The organism is Saccharopolyspora phatthalungensis, assembly GCF_014203395.1.
Classification (GTDB): Bacteria; Actinomycetota; Actinomycetes; order Mycobacteriales; family Pseudonocardiaceae; genus Saccharopolyspora; species Saccharopolyspora phatthalungensis.
Genome location: NZ_JACHIW010000001.1, coordinates 2,402,276 through 2,424,412 on the forward strand (window position 1 = coordinate 2,402,276; position 22,137 = coordinate 2,424,412).

Annotated in this window: 21 protein-coding genes; 14 read left to right on the forward strand and 7 right to left on the reverse strand. The window is 69.0% G+C overall.

The window, feature by feature from the left end:
- Nucleotides 1-51 precede the first annotated feature (51 nt).
- Nucleotides 52-1,239, reverse strand: a complete 1,188-nt coding sequence (gene menE, locus BJ970_RS10840) for an o-succinylbenzoate--CoA ligase (RefSeq protein WP_184726141.1) — start codon at nucleotides 1,237-1,239, stop codon at nucleotides 52-54.
- A gap of 278 nt (nucleotides 1,240-1,517) precedes the next feature.
- Nucleotides 1,518-2,441 (reverse strand): 1,4-dihydroxy-2-naphthoyl-CoA synthase, encoded by a 924-nt coding sequence (locus BJ970_RS10845; protein ID WP_184726142.1) that lies wholly within the window; start codon nucleotides 2,439-2,441, stop codon nucleotides 1,518-1,520.
- 133 nt (nucleotides 2,442-2,574) lie between these two features.
- Between BJ970_RS10845 and menD the strand changes: the two genes are divergently transcribed.
- Both menD and BJ970_RS10855 read left to right on the forward strand, forming a co-directional pair.
- The gene (gene menD / locus BJ970_RS10850; protein ID WP_184726143.1) at nucleotides 2,575-4,245 is read left to right on the forward strand and encodes a 2-succinyl-5-enolpyruvyl-6-hydroxy-3-cyclohexene-1-carboxylic-acid synthase; all 1,671 of its coding nucleotides are present in this window, start codon (nucleotides 2,575-2,577) and stop codon (nucleotides 4,243-4,245) included.
- Between the two features lie 312 nt (nucleotides 4,246-4,557).
- The gene (locus tag BJ970_RS10855; RefSeq protein WP_184726144.1) at nucleotides 4,558-6,057 is read left to right on the forward strand and encodes a M1 family metallopeptidase; all 1,500 of its coding nucleotides are present in this window, start codon (nucleotides 4,558-4,560) and stop codon (nucleotides 6,055-6,057) included.
- Nucleotides 6,058-6,093: 36 nt separating this feature from the next.
- Here the strand turns inward: BJ970_RS10855 and BJ970_RS10860 are convergent, their stop codons facing one another.
- Complete coding sequence (locus BJ970_RS10860; protein ID WP_312864204.1) at nucleotides 6,094-7,392, reverse strand: isochorismate synthase; 1,299 nt, start codon at nucleotides 7,390-7,392, stop codon at nucleotides 6,094-6,096.
- Between the two features lie 88 nt (nucleotides 7,393-7,480).
- Here BJ970_RS10860 and BJ970_RS10865 point away from each other — a divergent pair, with 88 nt between their 5' ends.
- The 3 genes from BJ970_RS10865 to BJ970_RS10875 all read left to right on the forward strand — a co-directional run bounded on the left by BJ970_RS10865 (nucleotide 7,481) and on the right by BJ970_RS10875 (nucleotide 9,828).
- Nucleotides 7,481-7,978 carry a DUF3592 domain-containing protein gene (locus tag BJ970_RS10865; protein WP_312864205.1) on the forward strand — a complete coding sequence of 166 codons (498 nt, stop codon included), beginning with the start codon at nucleotides 7,481-7,483 and terminating at the stop codon, nucleotides 7,976-7,978.
- Nucleotides 7,979-8,152: 174 nt separating this feature from the next.
- Nucleotides 8,153-9,028 carry a 1,2-phenylacetyl-CoA epoxidase subunit PaaC gene (paaC, locus tag BJ970_RS10870; RefSeq protein ID WP_184726146.1) on the forward strand — a complete coding sequence of 292 codons (876 nt, stop codon included), beginning with the start codon at nucleotides 8,153-8,155 and terminating at the stop codon, nucleotides 9,026-9,028.
- A gap of 215 nt (nucleotides 9,029-9,243) precedes the next feature.
- A complete protein-coding gene (locus BJ970_RS10875; RefSeq protein WP_184726147.1) occupies nucleotides 9,244-9,828 on the forward strand; it encodes a hypothetical protein in 585 nt (194 codons plus the stop codon).
- A 3-nt stretch (nucleotides 9,829-9,831) separates the two neighbouring features.
- On the opposite strand, the gene BJ970_RS10880 is transcribed toward BJ970_RS10875, so the two are convergent.
- Entirely contained in the window at nucleotides 9,832-10,692 is an 861-nt protein-coding gene (locus BJ970_RS10880) for an inositol monophosphatase family protein (RefSeq protein WP_184726148.1), read from the reverse strand.
- Between the two features lie 198 nt (nucleotides 10,693-10,890).
- On the opposite strand from BJ970_RS10880, the gene BJ970_RS10885 reads away from it, so the two are divergent.
- Together BJ970_RS10885 and BJ970_RS10890 are read left to right on the forward strand one after the other, a co-directional pair.
- Nucleotides 10,891-12,015 carry a glycosyltransferase family 4 protein gene (locus BJ970_RS10885; protein ID WP_312864207.1) on the forward strand — a complete coding sequence of 375 codons (1,125 nt, stop codon included), beginning with the start codon at nucleotides 10,891-10,893 and terminating at the stop codon, nucleotides 12,013-12,015.
- Nucleotides 12,016-12,256: 241 nt separating this feature from the next.
- Nucleotides 12,257-12,946 (forward strand): demethylmenaquinone methyltransferase, encoded by a 690-nt coding sequence (locus tag BJ970_RS10890; protein WP_184726150.1) that lies wholly within the window; start codon nucleotides 12,257-12,259, stop codon nucleotides 12,944-12,946.
- 24 nt (nucleotides 12,947-12,970) lie between these two features.
- Here BJ970_RS10890 and BJ970_RS10895 read toward each other — a convergent pair whose 3' ends face one another.
- From BJ970_RS10895 to BJ970_RS10905, 3 genes are all read right to left on the reverse strand, one after another.
- Nucleotides 12,971-13,807 (reverse strand): EamA family transporter, encoded by an 837-nt coding sequence (locus BJ970_RS10895; RefSeq protein WP_184726151.1) that lies wholly within the window; start codon nucleotides 13,805-13,807, stop codon nucleotides 12,971-12,973.
- Nucleotides 13,808-13,828: 21 nt separating this feature from the next.
- Nucleotides 13,829-14,350: a MarR family winged helix-turn-helix transcriptional regulator gene (locus BJ970_RS10900; RefSeq protein ID WP_184726152.1), complete on the reverse strand. Its 522-nt coding sequence runs from the start codon at nucleotides 14,348-14,350 to the stop codon at nucleotides 13,829-13,831.
- Nucleotides 14,351-14,437: 87 nt separating this feature from the next.
- Nucleotides 14,438-15,361 carry a LysR family transcriptional regulator gene (locus tag BJ970_RS10905; protein WP_221467783.1) on the reverse strand — a complete coding sequence of 308 codons (924 nt, stop codon included), beginning with the start codon at nucleotides 15,359-15,361 and terminating at the stop codon, nucleotides 14,438-14,440.
- 91 nt (nucleotides 15,362-15,452) lie between these two features.
- Here BJ970_RS10905 and BJ970_RS10910 point away from each other — a divergent pair, with 91 nt between their 5' ends.
- From BJ970_RS10910 to BJ970_RS10940, 7 genes are all read left to right on the forward strand, one after another.
- Complete coding sequence (locus BJ970_RS10910) at nucleotides 15,453-16,724, forward strand: CitMHS family transporter (protein WP_184726154.1); 1,272 nt, start codon at nucleotides 15,453-15,455, stop codon at nucleotides 16,722-16,724.
- The gene (locus tag BJ970_RS10915) at nucleotides 16,724-18,031 is read left to right on the forward strand and encodes an acyclic terpene utilization AtuA family protein (protein ID WP_184726155.1); all 1,308 of its coding nucleotides are present in this window, start codon (nucleotides 16,724-16,726) and stop codon (nucleotides 18,029-18,031) included. Before BJ970_RS10910 ends, BJ970_RS10915 begins: the two co-directional genes overlap by 1 nt.
- The gene (locus BJ970_RS10920; RefSeq protein ID WP_184726156.1) at nucleotides 18,018-18,317 is read left to right on the forward strand and encodes an AtuA-related protein; all 300 of its coding nucleotides are present in this window, start codon (nucleotides 18,018-18,020) and stop codon (nucleotides 18,315-18,317) included. Before BJ970_RS10915 ends, BJ970_RS10920 begins: the two co-directional genes overlap by 14 nt.
- A gap of 310 nt (nucleotides 18,318-18,627) precedes the next feature.
- Nucleotides 18,628-19,926 (forward strand): geranylgeranyl reductase family protein, encoded by a 1,299-nt coding sequence (locus BJ970_RS10925; RefSeq protein ID WP_184726157.1) that lies wholly within the window; start codon nucleotides 18,628-18,630, stop codon nucleotides 19,924-19,926.
- Between the two features lie 113 nt (nucleotides 19,927-20,039).
- Nucleotides 20,040-20,450, forward strand: a complete 411-nt coding sequence (locus BJ970_RS10930; protein WP_184726158.1) for an NADH-quinone oxidoreductase subunit A — start codon at nucleotides 20,040-20,042, stop codon at nucleotides 20,448-20,450.
- Nucleotides 20,451-20,604: 154 nt separating this feature from the next.
- Nucleotides 20,605-21,279, forward strand: a complete 675-nt coding sequence (locus tag BJ970_RS10935) for a NuoB/complex I 20 kDa subunit family protein (RefSeq protein ID WP_184726159.1) — start codon at nucleotides 20,605-20,607, stop codon at nucleotides 21,277-21,279.
- Between the two features lie 6 nt (nucleotides 21,280-21,285).
- Nucleotides 21,286-22,062: an NADH-quinone oxidoreductase subunit C gene (locus BJ970_RS10940; protein WP_184726160.1), complete on the forward strand. Its 777-nt coding sequence runs from the start codon at nucleotides 21,286-21,288 to the stop codon at nucleotides 22,060-22,062.
- The last annotated feature ends 75 nt before the right edge of the window (nucleotides 22,063-22,137 follow it).

The following is a 22,137-nucleotide window of genomic DNA, read 5'->3' on the forward strand; positions in this document are numbered from 1 at the left end:
CGACAGTCAGCTAGTGATGACCGTCGCCGGTAGTCACGCGGTCGCCGGTAGTCACCCGAGCAAGTTGCGCAAGGCCCGGCGATCCGGCTTTCCGGGGCCGCGCAACGGCAACTCCGTAAGCAAAACTATGCGCTTCGGGGTGGCGGCGGCGCTGAGCCGATCGCGGACCGCCGCTCGAAGCGTGTCCGGGGAGGGTGGCTCGGCCGGGTCTTCCGGTACGACCGCGGCGACCACCGCCTGGCCCCACTCCGGGTGCGGTACGCCGAGCACGCACGCCTCGCGGACCCCGGCTTGTTCGGTGAGGGCCCGCTCGACCGGCAGCGGGGCGACGTTGACGCCGCCGGTGATGATCATGTCGTCGCCGCGGCCCACCACCTCCAGCCGGCCACTCTGCCAGCGCCCCAGGTCGCCGGAATGGAACCAGCCGTCGGCGAACGCCGCCGCGTCCGGTTGGTGCCGATATCCCCTGGCCAGCATCGGTCCGGCCAGGCGAATCGGCCCGGTCTCCCCGTCGATGTGGACCTCCGCGATGTCCAGCGGCCGCCCGTCGTAGACGCAGCCGCCCGACGTCTCGCTCATCCCGTACGTCGTGGTCACTCGGACGCCGCAGTCGCGTGCCTGCTGTCGTAAGGCCGGTGGCGTGGCCGCGCCGCCGAGTAGCACCGCATCGAACTTGCGCAGCGTGGCAAGGCCATCGCCGCCGGCGCCGAGTAGGCGGGACAGCTGCGTGGGTACCAAGGCCGTGTAGTGCGGGCCGTCGGCGGCCAGCACCTCTCGGGCCGCCGCTGCGAACCGGTCCGGGCGGAACCCGTCCGAGGTGTCGACGGCATGCGGGCCGGTTCCGGCGAGTACGGCCCGGACCAGGACCTGAATGCCCGCAACGTGATGAGCGGGCATGGCCAGCAGCCAGTGTCCCGGGCCGCCGAGGTGGCGATGGGTGGCTTCGGCGGACGCACGCAGCGCCGACCCCGGGAGGAGCACGCCCTTCGGGGTGCCGGTGGAGCCGGATGTGGCGATGACCAGGGCCGTCGGGTCGTCGGGGTGATCTTCGGCGGCGGTCAGCGGCGCGCCGTCGGCGAGGGCGGCGACGAGTCGGCGGGACCCCTCCGCGTCGTTGCCGACGACCGGCAGCAGAGCCGGGCCGTCTCCGCCCAGGGCCCGCCTCAGCGCCGGTAGCACGGCCAAAGCGCCGGTTCCGGGCGGCACGGGAAGCGGCTGCAAGTCGCGGGCTTTCGGCATTCGTCCATTGTCGGCGAGCGCCCGCCTCCGTGACTGTGCCGCCTCGGCGAGAACTTCGACACTCGATCACCTGTTCTAGCGATCAAGTGTTCGAATCTTTGGGTCGATGGGATTTGTACGCGATGGGAAGGAGCTGAGAAATGATGGCCTTGATCGTGCTGATGTGCCCGGCCGAGCTGCTTTTCGACCTGTTCGACCGGTGGTCGGCCGGCGAGCGTGAGCGGGATCGGTCCCGGGCGGCGAGCGGCTGCGGCCCACCCGGTACCGATCCCGAGGACTCAGAAGTACCAGGGGAAGGCGGACCAGTCCGGAGTCCGCTTCTGCAGGAACGAGTCGCGCCCTTCGACGGCCTCGTCGGTCATGTAGGCGAGGCGGGTGGTCTCGCCGGCGAACAGCTGCTGACCGACCAGCCCGTCGTCGATGGCGTTGAACGCGTACTTGAGCATGCGCTGTGCAGTCGGGGATTTGCCGTTGATTTCGCGGGACCACTGCAGTGCGGTGGTTTCCAGCTCGTCGTGCGGGACGACCGCGTTGACCATGCCCATCTGATGTGCCTGCTCGGCGGTGTAGGGGCGCCCCAGGAAGAAGATCTCGCGGGCGAACTTCTGGCCGACCTGGCGGGCCAGGTAGGCGGAGCCGAAGCCGCCGTCGAAGCTACCGACGTCGGCGTCGGTCTGTTTGAAACGGGCGTGCTCGGCGCTGGCGAGCGTGAGATCGCACACGACGTGCAGGCTGTGTCCGCCGCCGGCGGCCCAGCCCGGTACCACCGCGATGACGATCTTCGGCATGAACCGGATCAGCCGCTGCACCTCAAGGATGTGCAGCCGTCCGGCGCGGGCCGGGTCGACCGACTCGGCGGTCTCGCCGTTGGCGTACTGGTACCCGGAACGCCCGCGGATCCGTTGATCGCCACCGGAGCAGAAGGCCCAGCCGCCATCTTTGCTGGACGGGCCGTTGCCGGTGATCAGCACGCAGCCAACGTCGCTGGTCATGCGCGCGTGGTCGAGGGCTCGGTACAGCTCGTCGACGGTGTGCGGGCGGAATGCGTTGCGGACGTCCGGGCGGTCGAACGCGATGCGCACGGTGCCTTTTCCGGGACCGTCCTCAATGCAGCGGTGATAGGTGATGTCGGTGAAGTCGAAGCCCGCAACGGGCTCCCACGAAGCCGGATCGAACAGCTCAGAGACACGCGGATTCTGCACACCTGGGACAATAGGCGCAGCACGCGCCCGGCGCGGGGGCCTCCCCGCAGCTGCCCGGCGCCTGCGCGGAGGACGGCGAGGGGGCCATGGCCCCTTAGCCGGAGTCCGCCAAGCGATGTTCAGAGGTGATCGGTTGAATCCGTCCACGGCCCAGGCTGAGGTCATTGTCGACGAGCTCGTCCGCAACGGGGTGCGACAGGTGGTGCTCTCCCCGGGGTCGCGCAACGCACCTCTGTCTTACGCGCTGTACCGAGCCGCGCACGCGGAGCGTTTGCGGCTGCACGTCCGGATTGACGAGCGCAGCGCGGGTTTCCTCGCGTTGGGGCTGGCTGCGCGGTCGCGGTCGCCGGTGGTGGTGGTGTGCACCTCGGGTACTGCCGCAACGAATCTGCATCCGGCGGTCAGTGAGGCATACCACTCGGGTGTCCCGTTGATCGTGCTGACCGCGGATCGGCCGACGGAACTGCGTGCGGCGGGTGCCAACCAGACCATCGACCAACACCGGCTGTTCGGCGCCGAAGTCCGGATGTTCGACGAGCTGGCGGTCGCCGAAAACCGTCCTGGACAGAACGCGTACTGGCGAAGCCAAACATGTCGAGCTTGGCACGCCGCGAACGTCGGTGCCCGGGGCGGCCCGGTGCATTTGAACGTCCCGTTCCGGGAGCCGCTGGTGCCGGACGGCGACGCTCAGTGGTGTGAGCCGTTGACCGGTCGCCCGGCCGGTGCCCGATGGACGGAGATTTCCGAGCACGGTTGGACACCGAGCACACTGTCCCAAGTGCACGCACGGCGCGGACTCGTGCTGGTTGCGGACTGGGGCCCCGAGGGTGCCAGCGAATGGGGCGACCGCTACGGCTGGCCGGTGTTATCGGAGTCAGGCGGCGTGGGGCTCGGTGGATCGGCGGCGATCAGTACCGGGATGTGGCTGCTGAACCTACCCGAGTTCATGGAGAAGAAACGCCCCGAACAGGTGCTGTGCGTGGGTCGCCCGACGGTGTTCCGGCAGGTCCAGCGTTTGCTGGCGGACATCGATGTAGAAGTGCTGCTCGCGCATGGCGGAGTGGACTGGCCGGCTCCGGCACACAACCTGCGGGAGGTAGCCGAAACCTTCGGTGCCGCGCCGGGACGTGCCGATCCCGATTGGCTCACCGGGTGGCAGCAAGCCGATCAAAAGGCGACCGCGGCACTGCACGCGGCGCTCGACCTGGAGCGTTGGCCGAGCGGGCCCGCGGCGGCGCGCGAAGTCGTCGACGCGTTGCCCGAACACGCCTTGCTGGTTCTGGGTTCGTCGAACCCGAGCCGGGACGTCGCGTTGGCCGCGCGGCAGCGGTCCGATGTGGTCGTGCACCGCAACCGGGGTGTGGCCGGCATCGACGGCACGGTGTCGACCGCGATCGGGGCTGCGGTCGCGCATGGCCGACCCGCCTACGCACTCCTCGGCGACCTGACTTTCCTGCACGACAGCAACGGGTTGATGCTGGGGCCGTACGAACGGCGCCCCGATCTGACCATCGTCGTGCTGAACGACGACGGCGGCGGCATCTTCGCCCTGCTGGAACAGGGCAGCCCCGAGCACCGAGAAGCCTTCGAGCGGGTCTTCGCCACGCCACACGGAACCGACATCGGCAAGCTCTGCGCGGCGCATGGCGTCGAGCACGTGTTGGTGCGGCAGCAGTCCGAGTTCAGTGCCGCCTTGCAATGGCGACCGGGCTTGAGGGTCATCGAGGTGCAGGCGGACCGCGCCCGGCTGCGTTCGGTGCACCAGCGGCTGCTGACCGCCGTTCGGTCGGCCCTGCTCGGCTGATCGCCGCGTCCGGCTGCGTGCCGTGTCTTTTTGCGTTGTTCGGCTGTTCGTCGTGTCGGGCTGCGTGCCGTGTCCTCCGGCAGTATTCGGCTGATCGCGTGCTCGGCCGGTCGAATTCACACGTTCGGCCGATGTCGCTCGCAGCCTAGGTAGCTCGAAAGGCGGGAGTTGCTCCCTAATTCGGGTGGCACCGCCGCATGCGTTCGCGGATTTCCGCTGCATTGTGGGAAAAGCCTGCCAGCCGAAAGCATGCCTGGTAAATAGGAACTTCCTTACTCTCCTACCGGAACATGAAGTTCAAGGAGGTGCCAGGTGTTTCGACGACACGGCCTGCGAGCCACGGCAGCGGCGTGCTGCGCAACGGCTTTGCTGGCCACACCGGCGTTGGCCGGCAGCGATGGACCGGGAGCGCCGGGCGCGGGCGACGACTACTTCCCCGGCTACGGAAACGGTGGGTACGACGTCTCGCACTACGACATCCAGCTGCGGTACCAGCCCGCGGATGACCATCTGCAGGGCACCACGACGATCGTCGCGAAACCGACGCAGAACCTGACCGCGTTCGACCTGGACTTCGCGCTGACCACCAAATCGGTGCGGGTCAACGGCTTGGCCGCGAAGTTCTCGCAGAACGGCACGGAGCTGACGGTGACTCCGCCGAAAACCCTGCCCGAGGGGAGCCTGGCGACCTTCGTCGTCGAGTACGAGGGCGTGCCGTCGACGGTCGAGGTCGGTGGGCTGAAGCCGTGGATCCGCACCTCCGACGGCGCGCTCGCGGTCGGCGAGCCGGAGATCTCGTCCTGGTGGTTCCCGGGCAACGACCACCCCAGGGACAAGGCGACCTTCGACGTCGCCGTCACCGTTCCGGACGGAACCGAGCTGTTGTCCAACGGCGTGAACACCAGGAATTCCAGCCTGGCGGGCTGGACCACCTGGCGGTGGCGCACGACCAAACCGACCGCCACCTATCTGGCGTTCATGGCGGCCGGGCAGTACGAAACCAGCACGAAGACCGGGGCGTTCGGGCAACCGTTCGTCACCGCCTACTCCGAGAAGCTCGGTGATTTCGCCGGTGCCGCGGAGGCCAGCGTCGAGCGCACCCCGGAGGTCATCGAGTTCCTGACCGGACTGCTGGGGGAGTACCCGTTTGAGGCGCAGGGCGGGCTGGTCTCGTCCGAGGGGTTGAACTTCGCGCTGGAGAACCAGACCCGACCGACCTACAGCCACCTGTTCTTCCGGTACGGGGCGAACATGTCGGTGGTGGTGCACGAGAACGCGCACCAGTGGTTCGGCGACTCGGTGTCGGTGGACACCTGGCGCAACATCTGGTTGAACGAGGGCTTCGCGTCGTACGCGGAGTGGCTCTGGTCGGAGCAGCACGGCACCGGCACCGCGCAGGAACTGTTCGACCACTACTACGCGTCGCACCCGGCCGACGACCCGTTCTGGCAGGTCTTGCCGGGCGATCCCGGCCCGAAGAACGTGTTCCACAAAGCGGTTTACGACCGGGGCGCGATGACCTTGCACGCGTTGCGCAACGTGGTCGGCGACGTGGCCCTGCGCGACATCGTCCGGACCTGGGTGTCGCAGAAGCGCTACTCCACCGGCACGATCGAGGAGTTCATCGCACTCGCCGAGCAGCGCTCCGGCAAACAGCTCGACGAGTTGTTCAAAACCTGGTTGTTCACCAAGGGCAAGCCGCCGGTCGGCGAAGCGACCGGGGTGCCGGCAAGCGCGACCCACGCCGCTGTGGCGCCGCCGAAGGCCGTGGCGGAGATTGACCGCACGCACGCCCTGCTGCACGGGCACTGAACACGGTACTGAGGGTGCGGGCGGGACCGGTTCCCGCTAGCGGACGCCTTCGAGGGCTTCGCGTACCGGGAGCAGCTTCGCTTCCGCTTCCTCGACCTCCAGGTCGGGGTCGGAGTCGGGGACGATTCCGCACCCGGCGAACAGCCGTACCTTGCCGCCGCCACGCCCGGCCCCGACGTCGGGCGTGGCGGTGGCTTCCACCTGGGCGCAGCGGAGAGCGATGCCGAATTCGCCGTTGCCGCTGCCGTCCAGCCAGCCGACCGGGCCCGCGTAGCGACCCCGGTCCATCCCTTCCAGCTCGCCGATCACCCGCACGGCGTCGTCGGTCGGAGCGCCACCGACTGCCGCCGTGGGATGCACTGCGGCGACCATCCGCAGAAGCGATGCGGCTCCGTTGAGCGCGCTGCAGTCGCTGAGCTTGCCCTCGACGTTCGTCGCCAGGTGCAAGACGTTGCGGAGCTGGAGGACTTCGGGCTCGTTCGACACCGTGAGATCGCTGCAAAAGGGGCGGAGTCGATCCGCCAGCGATTCCGCCGCGTAGGCGTGTTCGCTGCGGTTCTTGGCGGACGTGAGCAGTTCGGTGGCGAGTTGTTCGGTGGTGTGCCCTTCGTGCGGCCAGACCGTGCCGGCGAGAACTAGGGACCGCACTTCGTATCCCATGCGTTCGAGCAACAGCTCTGGGGTGGCCCCGATGAGGCCGTCCACCGCGAACGTCCAGCAGGTCGGGTACCGGGCGGCGAGGTTGCGCAGCAGGAATCGCGCGTCGAGTGGCTCTGACGTGCTGGCCAGCAGGTCATGGGCGAGCACGATCTTGTCGAGTTCGCCGGTTTGCCGCATGCGGCGCACTGCCTCGGCCACGGCTTCGCGGTAGCCGGTCGTGGACAGCTGCCCGTCGCTGTAGGACACCATGCCGGGCGGTCGCACGGGTTCGGGCGGCGGTGGTTCGGCGGAACCGTCACCGATCGTGGTGATCCAGCGCACCCCGTCGCGCTCCCCGATGACGACTTCGGGGACGACCAGCACCGACTGCCCGGGTTGGTCGGCGAAGGCCAGGCTGGCGAATGCCACCGGCCCGCAGCCGGGCAGCCCGACCGAGTCGATGACCTCGAACCGGTGACACATCTCTCGCCACCAGGCGTCGGCCTTGCTGAAGCGGTCGGGGCCGAAGACGTCGAGGCGGGCCGCGCAGCCCCAGCCGACCAGTCCGACCCCGTCACGAACCCAGCTGAGCACGTCGGCGTCCGGGAGTAAGTCCAGCAAGGAGCGGTCGTCTCGGGAGTCGCCTGGTTCGAGCCTGCGAGTCCGCGCCGTCAGCAGCCTGGGTGTAGTCGCCACCCCTGGAGGGTATGCGTCTCCCGCGAAGCGGTAGACGGTACGGAAGGCATGCAGGCCGCTTACGATGGGATGCCTACAATCGGTCACCGTGGCGAGCGATGCGGTGGCGCAGAACGCGGCCGACATGGTGACTGATTCCGGTACGGACGGTGACCAGTCGGCTGCGGGTCCGTCCCGCCGTCGGGGGCGGATGCGTGCCGCTCGGGGTGTGCTGGTGCTCGGTGGGCTGCTGACGGTGATGGGGTTGTCGATCATCTTGGCATGCTTCATCAACGACCGGACCATCGAGGAGTCCAAGGGCGAAGCGGTGGCCGAAGTGGTGGACACTTCGCTGACCCGCACCGTGGTGCGCTTCAACACCGACGAGGGCCGCGTCTACATCCCGCCGAACGGTGTGCTGTACCCGGCCGACCTGCAGACCGGTCAGCTGGTACGCGTGGAGTACGACTCCCGGAATCCGGATCTGGTGCGGGTCGCCGGGCGCAACATGGTCATGTCGTTGCTGCCGGTGTCGAGTTCGCTCGCCGTGGTGTGGGCGGTGCTATTACCGGTGTACTGGTTGCTTCGGCGGCCGACCGCGAGATGAGACCTTCGGCCCTTGAAGCGCTGATCAGGCTTCCCTAAGTTGGTCGGGCGGTGTGACACTGGATGCACCGCCGGAGGGGGCCAGCGGTGGAGTCGCACGACCGATGTGGACTCACGGGCGGGGAAGCGATCCCACCGTCGCAACCGCCCGTCGGCCCGCGTCTGCGAGGTCGCCATGGACGTCCCTGGAGTGCAGTCCGGTGCATCGGATGTGCAGCAGTGGGTACTCGGTGCACCCTATTTGTCTACTGTGGACCGTTCGGTTCCCCGTGGCGTGACCACTTCGGACCTTTCGCGGTACTGCCTGATGCTGGGCGACGATGCGTTGATCCTGTCGCACCGGCTGTCCGAGTGGGGAATCCGCACCCCGGAGTTGGAAGAGGCCGCCGTTCTCGGCGCGATTGCGCTCGAATTGTTGGGACAGGCCAGGATCCTGCTGCACCGCGCGGGCGAGGTCGAAGGCGAGGGGCGTGACGAGGACAACCTCGCGTACTTCCGGGCGGCCGCGGACTTCCGCAATGTTCGGCTGGTCGAGATCGACTGCGGGCCGGGCCAGACCGGAGATTTCTCGGCCACGATCGCCCGGCTGCTGCTGTTCAGTGCTTGGCGGGTGGCGGTGTTCGGACGGCTGGCCCGGAGCCGGGATGCGGTGCTGGCCACCTTGGCGGCGCGGTCGATCGCGGGCCTGACGCGGCATCGCGACCACGCCGCCCAGTGGGTGATCCGGCTCGGCGATGCCAGCGCCGATTCGTCGCGGCGGATGGCGGCCGGGTTCCAGCGGGTGTGGCCGATGACCGGGGAACTCTTCATCCCGCACCCGGTCGAGGCGCGGCTGGCGGACGCCGGTTGCGGGGTCGACCCGGCAGCGGTGCGCAGCGAGGTGAGCGGGGTCCTCGACGAGGTCTTCTCGGTGGCCCGCCTGGTGCGGCCGGACCCGACCGAGTTCGGCGTCTTCGCCCGGCCCGGCGGCCGGGACGGGACGCACACCGGCGCGATGGAGTTCCTGCTCGCCGACATGCAGTACCTGGCCAGATCCGCATCGCTTGCCTGATCGCCCGGGTGTGGTGCGTGAATTCCCCTGTCACGCGATCAGAGCGAGTCGATCAGATTGAGTACTTTCCCCCAAGAACTCCGGGGGTCGCTGGGCGCAAAGTGATCTGGGGGCGCTCGGGAACTTCGGTCCGATCGACATCGTCGGACCGGTGTCCACGGGCGGGACACCGGTTTCGACTGCCTCTGCGGCCAAGTGGAAGGACACAACTCGACATGGGCGGAATCTGGGAGCACGTGCTGGTCGCGCTGATCGCAGGGGCGTGCGGAGCAGGGATGATGCTCGCCGCCCGCTCTACCAGGAGACGGCCTACCGTGCCCGTTGCCGCGCCGTCCGCGACACCGGTGCGCTCGTACCCGTCGGAATTCCCGGACCAGTGGCTGCACGAGGCCCAGCGGTGTGAGCAGGCGGTTTATCGAGCGGCCCGCGCCGTTGACGCAGTGTCTTCCACGCAGGCTCGCCACCAGTTGCAGACGGTGGTCCGGCGGATGGACGCGGAGTTGCCGAACGTTCGGGCGCTTTCCGAGTTGGGGCGCGGCTTGGCCGGCAGTGAGCCCAGCGACGACGCCGTGGTCCGGCGGGTGCGGAGCCAGCTCGGTGATGCCGCGACCAGGTTCGGCATGGTCACCGACCACGTGCTGGAGGCGGTCGTGGAACTGGTCGCCGAGCCCGACCTCAGCCGGGTTAACGAGCAGGTGACGGTGTTGCGCGAGCAGTTCCCGCTGCTGCGGCCGATGTCCGCGGTGGTCGGCACGGTGCCGGATTCGGCGCCCACCCGCTCGCTGCTTCCGGCCGCCTGACGGTCAGCTCGGCTCGGTGGCTTCGCGCCACCAGTCGTGCACGTTCGTGGCGATGCCGGGCGCCGCGACCAGCAACCCGTCCAGCGGGAGCGAGTTCACGTTGCCGCGGCGGTCCAGCACGGTGGCGCCCGATTCGGTGGCCAGCGCTAACGCACCGGCGACGTCCCATTCCTGGTAGGAGTCCAGCACCGCGGCGGCTGTGTGGCCGAGCGCGACCTGGGTGATGGCCAGCGCCGGGGAGCCCAGCAGCCGGACGCCGACCTGAGCGCTCGCGGCGTTGGTGATGAATCGGTCCATGCCGCGCCAAGGTCCGTTCTTGGTCAGTTCGGTGCACACGATGCCGCCACGCGTTTCGCCCTGTTCGGGTAGCCGCACCGGGGTGCCGTTGGCGCGCATCCCGCGGCCGCGCGCCGCAGCGTAGATCTGCGTGCGATAGGGGTCGGCCACTACGCCGACCACCGGCCCGTGCTCGTCGAGCATGGCCAGGCTGTAGGCGCACCAGGGCAGGCCGGCGACGTAGTTGGCGGTGCCGTCGACCGGGTCGACCGACCAGCGGAACCGCGCGGATCCGGCGCGGGCCGCCCAGTGCTCGGCCACCGTGGTCGGCGCGGCGTCGAATTCCTCGCCGAACACCGGGATACCGGGGAATTCGTCGGCGAGGATGCGCCGGGTGTGGCGTTCCAGGGTGCGGCCGGTGTCGGTGACCCAGTCGAACGGCGACTCGGTGGGTGCGGGGCGCACTCCCCGACCCGCGGTCGCGATGATGACGTCGGCGGCGTCGTTCGCGAGTCGGCCGGCGACCTCGAACGCCCGCGACACCAGGCCGGGATCGATCTGCGCGGGCAGGGAAGGCAGGACCGTCATGCCTCCCCAGGGTCCTTGCGGTGGGTGACCGGCGCGCAACACCAAGATGACCGGTGGAGGAGGGGAAGGTCACAAATGCGCGCCACCGCGGTCCCGTGTCCGGCCGGTTGGCGAGTTGGCGCGGTCTTCGGTTGTCGTTGGCGGTGCCGTCACATTGCGGTCGACTGTTCGCCGGACCGAGCCGTCACGGTATTCCGCGTGCGCATAGCGATCGTGACCGAGAGCTTCCTGCCGCAGATCAACGGGGTGACGAACTCCGTGCTTCGGGTGCTGGAGCACTTGCGTCGCCGGGGTGACGCGGCGATGGTGATCGCGCCGGGAGCGGGCCCGGAAGAGGCCGAGGGTTTCCCCGTGATCCGGCTGCCCGCGGTCGACCTGCCGCTGGTTTCGTCGTTGCCGATCGGCTTTCCGACGCGCCGGTTGCTGCGCGGGTTGCAGGAATTCCAGCCCGACGTCGTGCACCTCGCGTCGCCTTTCATTGTCGGGGCGCGCGGTCTCGCCGCCGCGCGCCGGATCGGTGTCCCGACCGTTGCGGTGTATCAGACCGATGTCGCGGGTTTCGCCGCGTCGTACGGATTGGGTCTGACCGCGCGTGCGGCGTGGCGCTGGATCAGGCGCTTGCACGATGCGGCCGATCGGACGCTGGCACCGTCGACCTGGGCCGTGGATACGTTGCGGGAGCATGGAATTCCGCGAGTCCACCGGTGGGGCAGGGGGGTGGACACCACTCGTTTTTCGCCGCACCGGCGGGATTCGGACCTGCATCGCGAGTTCGCGCCGAACGGCGAATTGCTGGTCGGGTACGTGGGGCGGTTGGCTCCGGAGAAGCGAATCGAGCGGTTGGCGGCGTTGGGCGAACTGCCGGGCGTGCGGCTTGTCGTCGTCGGTGACGGCCCCGAGCGCCAGAACCTGACCGCGGCCTTGCCGGAGGCGGTTTTCCTCGGGCAGCGAACCGGCGATGAATTGGCGGGGATCTACGCGAGCCTCGATGTTTTCGTGCACACCGGGCCGCACGAGACGTTCTGCCAGGCGGTGCAGGAGGCAATGGCCTCGGGCGTTCCGGTTGTCGCCCCGGATGCGGGCGGGCCTCGGGATCTCGTAGACCACGGCCGCACCGGTTATCTGTTGCCTGCGGACGACGCCGCTGTGCACGCGGAAGCCTTGCGCTCGGCCGTCACGGCTTTGCGTGAACCGGAGTTGCGCGCTCGGTTCGGCGAAGCCGCACGCGCGGCGGTCGCCGGGCGGACCTGGCCCGCGCTGTGCCAGCAACTGATCGGGCACTACAACGCGGTTGCGGCCGGCGCGGATCAGTTGGCTGCTTGACGAACCGCTCTGCCTACCGAGGCCTTTCAAAGGTGGTTTGGGTAGCCTCTTTTCGCCCTTAGCGTTGCCGGTAGCGGTCCCCCTGCGGGAGTTACCGTCGCCGCCTGGGCTACGGGATCCCCGACTTACCTATGCCCACAAGCGGCTTACGCCGCTTAGCCTAAACGGAAGAAGGATTCCATGATGTGGATCCGCTGGGCGTGGTGGCGATAGCGCGGGTCCCGCCACGTACGCTTCGCGTGTGTCTCGGGCCGGTTTGGACAAGAATCCTCGCGAGGTCGCCGCGATGTTCGACGGCGTCGCGCGCAGGTACGACCTCACCAACACGGTGCTGTCCTTCGGACAGGACCGGCGGTGGCGGGAAGTGACCAGGCGGGCCTTGGCCCCGAAGCCGGGCGAGCGGGTGCTCGACCTGGCCGCCGGAAGCGGTGTGTCGACCCAGGAATTCGCCCGCTCCGGGGCGTGGTGCGTGGCAGCGGACTTCTCGCTGGGCATGCTGTCAGTCGGCCGCGATCGCGGGGTGCCGATGGTCGCGGCGGATGCGCTCCGGTTGCCCTTCGCCGACGGTGCCTTCGACGCGGCGACGATCTCGTTCGGGCTGCGGAACCTGGTCGACACGGTCGCCGGTCTGCGGGAAATGCTGCGGGTGGTGCGCCCTGGCGGCCGGTTGGTGGTGTGCGAGTTCTCGACCCCGACCTGGCAGCCGTTCCGCGCGATCTACCTGAACTACTTGATGCGGGCGCTGCCGCCGATAGCCCGCGCTGTGTCGTCCAATCCGGACGCCTACGTCTATCTCGCCGAGTCCATCCGCGCGTGGCCGGACCAGCGTGCGCTCGCGGAGCTGATCGCCGAGGTCGGCTGGACCCATGTGGCCTGGCGCGACCTCACCAGCGGCGTCGTGGCGGTCCACCGCGCGGTCAAGCCTTCCTGACCGCGTCGCTGTCAGCAGATTGCGCTACGCCAACGACAGCAGGCCGATCGCCACTGCTGCGCACAACAGGCCCAGGAGCTGTGCGCGGTCGATGCGTTCGCCGAGCAGCAGGAGCGCGAGAATCACCGGTACGGCCGGGTAAAGGGCCGCGAGCACGACGGCGATGGACATCATCTGCCGACCGGCGGCAAGCAAGTAGAGGATGATCGCAACGGTGCCGACGGCTCCGCCCACCAGCGCGGTCGCAGCCGACTTCGCGGGCAGCCGCCGCGCCCCGGCCGTTCGGAGGACCAACACGCCGATGACTACGACCGAGGCGATGCGGCTGATGATGACCGGGTACCAACCGGCGTCTGCGGGAATCTGCCCCATTCCGATGAACTGCACGGCGAAACCGATCCCGGCGATCAACGCGTCCGGCACGCCGCGCCCGCCCGGAGCGCGTCGCGAAGCCCGCTTTCCGCCGGAGACCAACCAGATCGCCGGCACGCTGGCCGCGATTCCGCACAGTGCCAACGGAGTCGGCCGTTCGTCCAGCAGGGCGATGCCGAACACGACCGGCAGCGTCACCGCGCCGACATCGCTGATGGGGACCACCACACTCATCGGCCCGCGTTGCATCGCCCGGTACAACAACGTCACGCCGATCCCGGTGCCCAGCCCGGAAATCGCGCCCCAGCACACGGCCGACGGGGTGGCGGGTCCGATCGGAAAGGCGAGCAGCAGCAGGCTGACCAGGGTTGCGCCCACCTGCGCGTGAGCCGCGACGACGATGCCCGAAAAGCGGCGTGACACCAGCCCGTTCACGAAGTGCGCCATGCCGAAGCACAGCGCCGAGCTCAACGCGAGGAGCTCCCCCATCGGTCGGACCTCCGAAGCGCGCTACGGCCCGCGGTGGGCGCGTTCCGCGGCACCGACCGGGCAGGCGTGCCCGGTCGGCGTGCATGCGGGCCGGTCGCACATCCGGCAGATCCGGTCGGCCGAGCCGACCTCCTCGTACAAGCCGGTCAGCAGCTTCTCCAGCCCGTCGACCAAAGCGCGCCGATCGTCGTCGCCCAGCCGCGCGATCACCCGCAGCAGCGAATGCCCGCGAGCCTGCAGGACGTCCTCGGCGGCTTGCAGGCCTGCCTCGGTGGGGTGCACGTGGGTCCACTTGCCGACGGTGTGCCGACGTTCGACCAGACCGCGCTCCTGTAGCGCGTCGACCATCCGCGTGCACGCGGTCTGGTGGATCCCGATCCGTTTTGCGAGCTCGGTGACGCTGAGTCCGGATTCGCCGCGGAGCAGCACCAGCGCCGTGACCTGGCTCGGGTTGAGCCCGGTGGTGCGCACCGCGCCGTGGACCTCGTCGGTGACGGCCAGCGCAGCGGCACCGAGAAGGTTGGCAAGCCGCGGTTCATGCATGCATCATGCATATCACTCGATGGGTCCGGACGCAAGGCATCAATCGGAGAAAGTTCTGATCGCGCCGCCGGATCGGCCGGGCCGCGGTCAGAGCCACGTGGTTTCGGGGGCCAGTGGATCCGCGCCGCGCTGGGTCTGGCCGATCGCGGCCATGAACGCCTCGGTCGCCGCGGCGAGCGGCCGGTGCGGGTCGCGGACCACGGCGATGTGGCGACGGATTTCGGGATTTCCCAGTGCCCGGTGTTCAAGCCCGGCGAACCCGATCAGCGGTAGCACCAGGCCGGGCATCACCGCGACACCGAGCCCGGCCGCGACCAGTCCCGCGACGGTGGTGATGTTGCGCGACTCCAGCACCACCTCGGGGCGCACCTTCGCCGTGGCGAAGGCCCGTTCGGCGTGCTGCCGGATGCTGCTGGTGCGCTCGAAGGCGATGTGCGGCTGGTCGGCCAGCTCCGCCCAGTCGAGCCGCCGCGTTTCGGAAAACCGGTGCGACGGCGGGAAAACGCAGCAGAACCGGTCGGCGGCGATCGGCCGGACGTGCAGGCCCGGCAGCGGTTCGGGCACCACGGTGACGGCCAGGTCGACCACGCCGGTCCGGACCCGGTGCAGCACCTCGTCGGACATGCCGTCCTCGATGGACAGTTCGACCTCGGGATGTGCGGTGCGGTAGGCGGAGACCACCGGCGGCAGCAGGATCGCCGCCAACGACGGCAGCGCCGCGATCCGCACCCGGCCGCGGCTGCCTGCCAGAAAGCCTTCGAAGTGGTTGATCCCGGCGTCGAAAGCCTCGACCATGCGCCGGGCCACGCGGCAGAATTCGGCGCCTTCCGGCGTGGTGACCAGGTTGCGCGTGGTGCGTTCGAACAGCGTGATGCCCAGCTTGCGCTCCACCTCGCGGACCGTGCGACTCATCGAGGACTGCGCCAGGTGGAGCTGGTCGGCGGCGAGCGTGAAGCTTCCGGCGTCGTGCACGGCGAGAACCAGGCGGAGCTGCTGAAGCGTCAGATCCATGCTCACGAAGCATTAATCTATCAGCAACTTTTGCTTGACGTGCATGAGCGATGCGGATCACGGTACCTTCGTTCGATTTCGGAGGTTCTGCATGCTCGTCGCGAGTGGGTTCCTGACCGTCGGGGTCTTCCTGGCCCTGGTGCTGTCCCGTCGCGTTTCGGTGCTCTTCGCACTCACCCTGGTGCCGATCGCGGCCGCGCTGGCCAGCGGTTTCGGCGGCCGACTCGGCCCGCTGATCGCCGACGGGCTGGTCACCGTCGCGCCGGTGGCCATCATGATCACCTTCGCCGTGCTCTACTTCAGCCTGATGATCGACGCCGGGCTGTTCGACCCGGCGGTGACCAGGATCCTGCGCTGGGCCAAGGGCGATCCGTTCAAGATCACCGTGGGCACCGCGCTGCTGACGCTGCTCGTCGCGCTCGACGGCGACGGTGCCTCGACGTTCCTCATCACGGTCTCCGCGCTGCTGCCGATCTACCAGCGGCTGGGCATGCGGCGCATCGTGCTGGCCGGGGTGATCTGCCTGGCGGCGGGCGTGATGAACATGGTGCCGTGGGGCGGTCCGACGGCCCGCGCGATGGCCGCGCTGAAGCTGGACAGCGGCCAGCTGTTCGTCCCGGTGCTGCCAGCGATGATGGCCGGCATCCTCTGGGTGCTGGTGGCCGCTTACCTGATCGGCCGCGCGGAGCGTAAGCGGCTCGGCGTCATCGAGGTGGCAGTCGAGGACCGCACCAAACTCACCGGCGGCGGCCGGATGCGGTTCTGGGTCAACGCGATCCTGACGCTGGTGCTCGTGGCGTGCCTGCTGGCCCAGCTCGCGGACCTCGAAGTGCTGTTCCTGTTGGCCTTCCTGGTGGCGCTGCTGGTCAACCGGCCGTCCTGGGCGAGCCAGCAGGAGTTGTTCACCAAGCACGCCTACAACGTCGTCCTGGTCGTGGCGGTGATCTTCGCCGCCGGGGTGTTCACCGGCATACTCACCGGGACCGGAATGATCAAGGCGATGGCCGAAAGCCTGGTGTCGGTCATCCCGGACTCGGCGGCCGGACTGCTGCCGGTGGCCACCGCTATCACGAGCATGCCGTTCAGCCTGGTGTTCACCCCGGACGCCTTCTACTACGGCGTGGTCCCGGTGCTCGCGGAGACCAGTTCGGCCCTCGGCGGCGACCCGGCCGCCATCGGGCGGGCCGCGATTCTCGGCCAGATGACCACCGGTTTCCCGCTCAGCCCGCTGACCGCCTCGACGTTCATCCTGCTCGGGATGAGCAAGGTGGACCTCGGCGATCACCAGCGGTTCATCTTCAAGTGGGCGTTCGGCACCACGCTCGTGATGACCGCCGTCGCCCTGGTCACGGGGGTGCTGTGATGCGCATCGGCAGCGGAGCGGGTTTCGCCGGGGACCGGCTCGAACCGGCGGTGGACCTCGCGGCCCGAGCAGGGCTGGACGACCTGGTGCTGGAATGTCTCGCCGAACGCACCATCGCGCTCGGCCAGCAGCGCAAGCTGCGTGACCCGGCCCTCGGCTACGACCCGCGGCTGCGAGCGCGGTTCCGGCGGCTGCTGCCGGTCGCCCGCCGCAACGGCGTCCGGGTCGTGACGAACATGGGCGCGGCGAACCCCGTCGGGGCGGGGGCGGTGACCCGCGATCTGCTGGCCGAACTCGGACTGGGCGGCAAGATCGCGGTGGTCACCGGCGACGACGTCCTGGACCGGCTCGACCTGGGTCTTCCCGCGCTGGAGGACGGAGTTCCGCTCGCCGACCACGGTGCGGTCGTATCGGCGAACGCCTACCTGGGGGCCGATGCGCTGCTGCCCGCGCTGGAGCGCGGTGCGGACGTGGTGCTGACCGGGCGGGTCGCGGACCCGTCGCTGTTCGTCGCGCCGCTGGCCCACCGGCTCGGCTGGTCGCTCGAAGACTGGCCGCGCGTCGCGGCCGGGACGCTCGTCGGGCACGTCCTGGAATGCGCCGGACAGGTCACCGGCGGGTACTTCGCCGACCCCGGTGTCAAGGATGTGCCGGGGCTCACCGAGCTGGGATTCCCGTTCGCGGAAGTGGCAGCCGACGGCACCGCGACCATCGGCAAGCTCGCGGACACCGGCGGCGTCGTGTCCATCGCGACGGTGCGCGAGCAGCTGCTCTACGAGGTCACCGATCCGACCGGTTACCGCACCCCCGACGTGGTGCTGGATTTCCGCGCCGTGCGAGCGGAGCAGGCCGGTGCCGATCGGGTTCGGATCAGCGGGGCCGCCGGCCGTGCGCGCCCGGCGGAGTTGAAGGTGAGCGTCGGCTACCGCGCCGGGTACCGGGCGGAGTGCGGTATCAGCTACGCCGGGCCGAATGCCGCTCGCCGGGCCCGCCTGGCCGCGGACGTCGTGACCGCCAGACTGCGTGGAACCGGCCTGCGCATCCGCGCCGATGTCCTTGGCGCGCTTGGGGATTCCGGCGAGCCGACCGACGAGTGCCGCCTGCGGGTGGCCGCGATGACACCGGATCCGGAGGCCGGTGACGTGGTGTGCCACGAGGTCGAAGCGCTCTACACCAACGGGCCGGCGGGCGGCGGCGGCGTCCGCACCGAGGTGCGTGAGGTGATCGGAATCGTGTCGGCGCTCATCCCCCGGGAGGACGTCGAAACCCAGGTGACCGTGTTGGAGGCCGACGGTGCTGCTGCATGACATCGCCCACTGCCGGGCCGGGGACAAGGGCGACACCTCGACGCTGTCGCTTTTCCCCTACCTCGACGAAGATTTTTCCCTGCTGGTCCGGCAAGTCTCGGCCAACCGGGTGCGCGAACACCTCGCCGACCACATCCGGGGCGAGGTGGTGCGCTACGAACTCCCGAACCTGTGCGGCCTGCAGTTCATCTGCCGCCAAGCCCTCGACGGCGGCGTGACCACGTCGCTGGCCCTCGATACCCACGGCAAGACCCTCAGCTCCCGCCTCCTGGCCTTGGTCCTCTGAGCAGCGCCCCGAGCGAGCCGGTCGGCGCAAGGCAGCGGTACCCGGGTCCGTCCCCTCCGCGCGGTTCGGGGAAGGCGCGCCGATGGGTGGCGTCTTGGGCCGATGTGGTGCGGGGTTCCCCCCGGAAAGCTCAGCCGACGGCTACCACCTGCGGTGATGGTCACCCGGGTGGCGTAGCTCGGGGACTCGATCGCGCGGTTCGTCCGGCTTAGACTCGGGAGTTAGTGAACTCGTTCACAAGCGGGTTCCCGGGGCGGTCCACCGCCGACGAGCGGGCCGCGCCGTGCACTGCACCGGATCAAGGAGTGTCATGACCAGCGCCACCAGCCGCCGCCGACCGGACGAGGACGCCGAGGTGATCGTCGTCGGAGCAGGACCGGCCGGATCGACGGCTGCGACGTACCTGGCCCGCGCGGGCCTGGACGTCCTGCTGCTCGAGAAGAGCGTTTTTCCGCGGGAGAAGGTCTGCGGCGACGGGATCACGCCGAGAGGCGTCAAGCAGCTCATCGACCTGGGCATCGACACCCGCGAGGAAGCGGGCTGGCTGCACAACCGGGGCCTGCGCGTCGTCGGTGGCGGCGTGCGCATCGAGTTGGACTGGCCGAGCCTGGCCGCCTTCCCGCCCTACGGCGTGGTCCGCCCGCGCAACGACTTCGACGACCTGCTCGCCCGCAACGCGCGGCGGGCCGGTGCGCGGTTGGTGCAGCAGACCACGGTGACCGGTGCGGTCACCGACGAGCGCACCGGCCGGATCACCGGGGTCGAGGCCAAGAGCGGGCCGGACCGCACGCGGGTCAGCTACCGCGCGCCGCTCGTGCTGGCCTGCGACGGGGTCTCGGCGCGGCTGGCGCTGTCGGTGGGCATCGAGAAGCGCGAAGACCGGCCGATGGGCGTGGCGGTCCGCCGGTACTACACCAGCCCCCGCACGAAGGACGACTTCCTGGAGTCGCACCTGGAGCTGTGGGACCGCTCGAACCCCGCCGAACCCACGTTGCTGCCCGGCTACGGCTGGATCTTCGGGATGGGCGACGGCACCGTCAACGTCGGGCTCGGCATCCTGTCGACCTCCAAGGCATACGGCAAGACCGACTACCGCCAGCTGCTGCGCTCCTGGCTGGACGGTACGCCGGAGGAGTGGGGTTTCCGGGAGGACAACGCCACCGGCCGGATCGGCGGCGCGGCGCTTCCGATGGGTTTCAACCGGATGCCGCACTACCGCGACGGCCTGCTGTTGGTCGGCGACGCGGGTGGAATGGTCAACCCGTTCAACGGCGAGGGCATCGCCTACGCCATGGAGTCCGCCGCGCTGGCCGCGGAGTGCGTGGTGCACGCGCTGGCCCGGCCCACTAGCTTGTCGCGCGAGCAGGCGCTGCTGCGGTACCCGACGGCCGTGCAGGAAGCGCTCGGCGGCTATTTCCGGATGGGCAACATCTTCAGCAAGTTGATTGGCAATCCCGCCGTCATGCGGATGGCCACCAAGCACGGTCTACCTAGGACCACTCTGATGCGTTTCGTGTTGAAGTTGTTGGCAAATCTCTACGACGTGAGGGGCGGCGATGCCATGGATCGTGTGATCAGCGCCACTACTCGACTTACCCCTAGCGCCTGACGGCAAATGTCTGGTCAGATGTCCCGAGCAATGTGCCAGAAGTCATAAAGTTAGGTTCGCCTCACTACGGAGTCGATACCTCCGACCGCATAGAGTGCGCACCGAACCCGTAGATGTGTTCTACGTCTCGGCGGGGGCCGCCGAAGGAGGGCAGCGGAGTGCTCGATCCCTACGTCCCGCTGGTGCTGCTGTTCGCACTGGCGCTCGCGTTCGCAGTGTTCTCCGTCGCGATCGCGCCACTGGTCGGTCCCCGCCGGTACAACAAGGCGAAGCTCGACGCCTACGAGTGCGGCATCGAGCCGTCACCGCAGCCGGTGATCGGCGGCGGCCGGATGCCGGTCGCCTACTACCTGACCGCGATGTTGTTCATCCTGTTCGACATCGAGATGGTCTTCCTCTATCCGTTCGCGGTCTCCGCAGACGCCCTCGGCATGTTCGGCGTGGTCGAGATCGTGCTCTTCATCGCCACCGTCGGTTTCGCCTACATCTACGTGTGGCGCCGCGGCGGCCTGGACTGGAACTAGGCGGAGGTGGGCCGATGCGCACAAACACGAGCAACCGAAGCCGCAGTGGACATACGTAAGTCGGGGATCCCGGACCGAGAAGGCATCTGAGGTTCCGCTACCTGAACCGCCAAGCAAACCAGCCACTGGAAAATCTTCAGCAAAGGAGCCGGAGATGGGGCTCGAGGAGCAGCTGCCCAACGGCATCCTGTTGGCCAACGTGGAAAAGCTCGTCAACTGGACCCGGAAGACGTCGATGTGGCCGGCGACCTTCGGGCTGGCCTGCTGCGCGATCGAGATGATGACGGTCGGCGGGTCCCGCTACGACATCGCGCGGTTCGGCATGGAACGGTTCTCCGCCACCCCGCGCCAGGCCGATCTGATGATCGTCGCCGGGCGGGTGACCAACAAGATGGCGCCGGTGCTACGGCAGATCTACGACCAGATGCCGGAACCGCGCTGGGTGCTGGCAATGGGCGTGTGCGCCTCCAGCGGCGGCATGTTCAACAACTACGCGGTCGTGCAGGGCGTGGACCACGTCGTGCCGGTGGACATGTACCTGCCGGGCTGCCCGCCGCGGCCCGAAATGCTGCTGGACGCGATCCTCAAGCTGCACGCCAAGATCATGGACGAGCCGATCAATGCCAAGCGGGCGCAGTTGAAGCTGGAGAGCGGCGAGCGCACCTCGATGATCCCGTCCTCCGAGCGGTACGCGCCGAAGAACTGGGCGCAGCGGCGCCGGGCCGACAAGCAGCAGGCCGCGCAGCGCCGGGAAATGGGCTCCGATCCGTCGCTGGGGGCCTTGGAGTCGACGCCGAAGCGCTCCCACGAGCTCGAAGCGGGCAGGTGAGTTCGGTTGGCAGACAGCAATTCCACGCAGCAGGGCGTCCCGTCCACGGGGGCGCCGGGCTCCAGCGCCGAGCGCCCCGGAGGGGGCCTCGAACCGGCACCGCCGGGCGGTGCCGAGTACCAGGCGCCGGTATCCGGCCGCGCCCGCCGGGGGATGTTCGGGGTTCGCGGCAGCGGTGACACCTCCGGCTACGGCGGTCTGCGGCTGCCCGCCTACGTTCCGCCCGCCGCGGAACGCCCGTATGGCGGTTGGTTCGACGAGGTCGCCGACAACCTCTTCGCCGCGCTCCAGGACCAGGGCCTGCCCGCGGACGCGGTGCAGCAGGTGACGGTCGATCGCGGCGAGATCACCTTCTACGTGCACCGCGACCACCTGCTGGCGGTCTGCCGGACGCTGCGGGACGACCCCGCGCTGCGCTTCGAGTTGTGCAGCTCGGTGTCCGGTGTGGACTACGGGCCGGAGGTGTCCCAGCGGCTGCACTCGGTCTACCACCTGACCTCGATGACCTACCGGCGCCGGATCCGGCTCGAAGTCGCGGTGGAAGTCGACGACCCGCACGTGCCGTCGGTCGTGCCGGTGTACCCGACCGCGGATTTCCAGGAGCGCGAGACCTGGGACATGTTCGGCATCGTCTACGACGGGCATCCGGCGCTGACCCGGATCCTGATGCCGGACGACTGGGACGGCCACCCGCAGCGCAAGGACTACCCGCTCGGCGGGATTCCGGTGGAGTACAAGGGCGCCGAGATCCCGCCGCCCGATCAGCGCAGGGCGTACTCGTGATGACCGCGAAGCAAGGGACCCCGGCGATTTCAGTGGAAATCAACGTGTTGATTTCCCTTGAAATCGCGATCCCGG

Excerpts from the sequence above, each read along its gene's own strand:
- menE (WP_184726141.1), bottom strand. The coding sequence starts at position 1,239 with ATGCCGAAAGCCCGCGACTTGCAGCCGCTTCCCGTGCCGCCCGGAACC.
- paaC (WP_184726146.1), top strand. The coding sequence starts at position 8,153 with ATGGACGTCCCTGGAGTGCAGTCCGGTGCATCGGATGTGCAGCAGTGG.
- BJ970_RS10875 (WP_184726147.1), top strand. The coding sequence starts at position 9,244 with ATGGGCGGAATCTGGGAGCACGTGCTGGTCGCGCTGATCGCAGGGGCG.
- BJ970_RS10880 (WP_184726148.1), bottom strand. The coding sequence starts at position 10,692 with ATGACGGTCCTGCCTTCCCTGCCCGCGCAGATCGATCCCGGCCTGGTG.
- BJ970_RS10895 (WP_184726151.1), bottom strand. The coding sequence starts at position 13,807 with ATGGGGGAGCTCCTCGCGTTGAGCTCGGCGCTGTGCTTCGGCATGGCG.
- BJ970_RS10900 (WP_184726152.1), bottom strand. The coding sequence starts at position 14,350 with ATGCATGAACCGCGGCTTGCCAACCTTCTCGGTGCCGCTGCGCTGGCC.
- BJ970_RS10905 (WP_221467783.1), bottom strand. The coding sequence starts at position 15,361 with ATGGATCTGACGCTTCAGCAGCTCCGCCTGGTTCTCGCCGTGCACGAC.
- BJ970_RS10910 (WP_184726154.1), top strand. The coding sequence starts at position 15,453 with ATGCTCGTCGCGAGTGGGTTCCTGACCGTCGGGGTCTTCCTGGCCCTG.
- BJ970_RS10915 (WP_184726155.1), top strand. The coding sequence starts at position 16,724 with ATGCGCATCGGCAGCGGAGCGGGTTTCGCCGGGGACCGGCTCGAACCG.
- BJ970_RS10925 (WP_184726157.1), top strand. The coding sequence starts at position 18,628 with ATGACCAGCGCCACCAGCCGCCGCCGACCGGACGAGGACGCCGAGGTG.
- BJ970_RS10930 (WP_184726158.1), top strand. The coding sequence starts at position 20,040 with ATGTGTTCTACGTCTCGGCGGGGGCCGCCGAAGGAGGGCAGCGGAGTG.
- BJ970_RS10935 (WP_184726159.1), top strand. The coding sequence starts at position 20,605 with ATGGGGCTCGAGGAGCAGCTGCCCAACGGCATCCTGTTGGCCAACGTG.